Source organism: Nocardia sp. NPDC059764, assembly GCF_042732555.1.
Taxonomy (GTDB): Bacteria; Actinomycetota; Actinomycetes; order Mycobacteriales; family Mycobacteriaceae; genus Nocardia.
This window is the reverse complement of record NZ_JBHWHH010000325.1, coordinates 1-3,045: the sequence shown is the minus strand read 5'-3', so window position 1 is coordinate 3,045 and position 3,045 is coordinate 1. Positions and strand designations below refer to the sequence as shown.

The 3,045-nt window shown below is 65.0% G+C and carries 3 protein-coding genes; all 3 read left to right on the top strand.

The features are described from left to right. Window positions 1-123: 123 nt before the first annotated feature. The 3 genes from ACFV4K_RS35280 to clpX all read left to right on the top strand — a co-directional run bounded on the left by ACFV4K_RS35280 (window position 124) and on the right by clpX (window position 3,017). Window positions 124-714: an ATP-dependent Clp protease proteolytic subunit gene (locus ACFV4K_RS35280; RefSeq protein WP_357090243.1), complete on the top strand. Its 591-nt coding sequence runs from the start codon at window positions 124-126 to the stop codon at window positions 712-714. 37 nt (window positions 715-751) lie between these two features. Beyond that, window positions 752-1,426: an ATP-dependent Clp protease proteolytic subunit gene (locus ACFV4K_RS35275; RefSeq protein ID WP_357279834.1), complete on the top strand. Its 675-nt coding sequence runs from the start codon at window positions 752-754 to the stop codon at window positions 1,424-1,426. Between the two features lie 310 nt (window positions 1,427-1,736). Next, complete coding sequence (gene clpX / locus ACFV4K_RS35270) at window positions 1,737-3,017, top strand: ATP-dependent Clp protease ATP-binding subunit ClpX (protein WP_357090239.1); 1,281 nt, start codon at window positions 1,737-1,739, stop codon at window positions 3,015-3,017. Window positions 3,018-3,045: the final 28 nt, after the last annotated feature.

Here is a 3,045-nt window from a genome sequence, read left to right as displayed (position 1 = left end):
GTACCGGGAGTTCGGTACCGCCCTGCTTCGTTAGGGTTTGTGTCAGCGAATCAGTAGGGGCTTGTTAACCGAGCCGTTGAGAGAGGGCAGGTATCCGTGACAATTCATCAGGCAGGGGTGCGCATGACATCCGCGACTGCTGGTCTGAACCTCAGTGATTCGGTGTACGAGCGCCTGCTGCGCGAGCGCATCATCTTCCTGGGCACTCAGGTCGACGACGACATCGCCAACAAGCTGTGCGCGCAGATCCTGCTGCTGACGGCCGAGGACCCGACCAAGGACATCTCGCTCTACATCAACTCCCCGGGTGGTTCGGTGACCGCCGGCATGGCCATCTACGACACCATGCAGTTCGCCGAATGCGACATCCGGACCGTCGGCATGGGCCTGGCCGCCTCCATGGGCCAGTTCCTGCTCGCCGCGGGCACCAAGGGCAAGCGCTACGCGCTGCCGCACGCGCGGATCATGATGCACCAGCCGTCGGCCGGTCTCGGTGGTTCGGCCGCCGACATCGCCATCCAGGCCGAGCAGTTCGCCTACACCAAGCGTGAGCTGAACGAGCTGCAGTCCCAGCACACCGGCAAGTCCATCGAGCAGGTCACCGCCGATGCCGACCGCGACCGCTGGTTCACCGCCGCCGAGGCGCTCGACTACGGCTTCATCGACCATGTGGTCACCCACGCCAGCCAGGCGAACGGCAGCAGCAGCAAGTAGTTCCGCAGCCCACCACACAGACTTTGGAGAGACGTTTATGTCCAACATGATCGATCCGCGGGCCGCGGGCATCACCTTCGCCGCCGCCGGTAACCTGCCGCAGTCGCGCTACATCCTGCCGCAGTTCACCGAGCAGACCAGCTTCGGCGTCAAGACCTCGGACCCGTACAACAAGCTGTTCGAGGAGCGAATCATCTTCCTGGGCAACCAGGTCGACGATGTCTCCGCCAACGACATCATGGCGCAGCTGCTGGTGCTCGAGTCCCAGGACCCGGACCGCGACATCACCATGTACATCAACTCGCCCGGCGGCTCGTTCACCGCGCTGATGGCCATCTACGACACCATGCAGTACGTGCGCGCCGACGTCGCCACCGTCTGCCTGGGTCAGGCCGCCTCGGCCGCCGCGGTCATCCTCGCGGCCGGCGCCCCCGGCAAGCGCGCCGCGCTGCCCAACGCCCGCATCCTGATCCACCAGCCGTCCACCTCGGGCGGCATCCAGGGCCAGGTCTCCGACCTCGAGATCCAGGCCGCGGAGATCGAGCGCATGCGTCGCCTCATGGAGACCACGCTGGCTCGCCACACCGGCAAGGACGCGGACGTCATCCGCAAGGACACCGACCGCGACAAGATCCTCACCGCCGAAGAGGCGAAGGGTTACGGGATCGTCGACACGGTGTTCGAGTACCGCAAGCTCAGCGCCCAGAAGTGAGCGGGGCGGGTGGCGGGGTCGCGGCGTGCCGCGAACGTCCCCGCCACCTGGGCAGAGGTGAGTCCACGCACATGTCCGGCGAGAAACGTGCCCAAGTTGTCGACCTCGGTCACGCGAAACGGGTACGGTCACTCTAGGGACCTTTGCTCGTGGTTGTCGGCTCTGCTCTTCGTTCGAAATCAGGTTTGGATAGACAGCCGAATCGCCGGATCCGCAAAATCAGGGGTCGCGGCATACGCTCGAAGAAGGCAGCTCGCCGGCAACCGGGGACAGACGGTTGCACGCGGACAAGGAAGTAGGGACCCAGGAGATGGCGCGCATCGGTGATGGCGGCGATCTGTTGAAGTGCTCGTTCTGCGGAAAGAGCCAGAAGCAGGTCAAGAAGCTCATTGCGGGACCGGGGGTGTACATCTGCGACGAGTGCATCGACCTGTGCAACGAGATCATCGAGGAAGAGCTCGCCGAATCCAGCGAGGTCAAGCTCGACGAACTCCCCAAGCCCGCGGAAATCCGGGACTTCCTGGAGCAGTACGTGATCGGGCAGGATTCCGCGAAGCGGACGCTGGCGGTGGCGGTCTACAACCACTACAAGCGCATTCAGGCGGGCGACAAGGGCCGCGACTCCCGGGGTGAACCGGTCGAGTTGGCCAAGTCCAACATCCTGATGCTCGGCCCCACCGGCTGTGGCAAGACCTACCTGGCGCAGACGCTGGCGAAGATGCTGAACGTGCCGTTCGCCATCGCCGACGCCACGGCGCTGACCGAGGCCGGCTACGTCGGTGAGGATGTCGAGAACATCCTGCTCAAGCTGATCCAGGCCGCCGACTACGACGTCAAGCGCGCCGAGACGGGCATCATCTACATCGACGAGGTCGACAAGATCGCCCGCAAGTCGGAGAACCCGTCCATCACCCGCGACGTCTCCGGCGAGGGCGTGCAGCAGGCGCTGCTGAAGATCCTGGAAGGCACCCAGGCCTCGGTGCCGCCGCAGGGCGGCCGCAAGCACCCGCATCAGGAATTCATCCAGATCGACACCACGAACGTGCTGTTCATCGTGGCGGGCGCGTTCGCGGGCCTGGAGCGCATCGTGCAGGACCGGGTCGGCAAGCGCGGCATCGGTTTCGGCGCGGAGGTCCGGTCCAAGGCCGAGATCGACACCGCCGACCACTTCGCCGAGGTCATGCCCGAGGATCTGATCAAGTTCGGTCTGATCCCCGAGTTCATCGGTCGTCTGCCCGTGGTCGCCTCGGTCACCAACCTGGACAAGGAATCCCTGGTCCGGATTCTGGCCGAGCCGAAGAACGCGCTGGTGAAGCAGTACGTGCGCCTGTTCGAGATGGACGGCGTGGATCTGGAGTTCACCCAGGACGCCCTGGAAGCCGTTGCGGATCAGGCGATCCTGCGTGGCACCGGCGCCCGCGGTCTGCGCGCCATCATGGAGGAAGTCCTCCTCCCGGTCATGTACGACATCCCCAGCCGGGATGACGTGGCCAAGGTGGTCGTCAACGCCGACACGGTGAACGACAATGTGCTGCCGACCATCGTGCCGCGCAAGCGCTCCGCCCCGGAGCGCCGCGAGAAGTCGGCGTAGAAGTAGCAACTCTCGGGCTCTCAGGGGC

Bases quoted from the DNA above. Each gene is read 5' to 3' on its own strand.
- clpX (WP_357090239.1), top strand. From the start codon at position 1,737: ATGGCGCGCATCGGTGATGGCGGCGATCTGTTGAAGTGCTCGTTCTGC.
- ACFV4K_RS35275 (WP_357279834.1), top strand. From the start codon at position 752: ATGTCCAACATGATCGATCCGCGGGCCGCGGGCATCACCTTCGCCGCC.
- ACFV4K_RS35280 (WP_357090243.1), top strand. From the start codon at position 124: ATGACATCCGCGACTGCTGGTCTGAACCTCAGTGATTCGGTGTACGAG.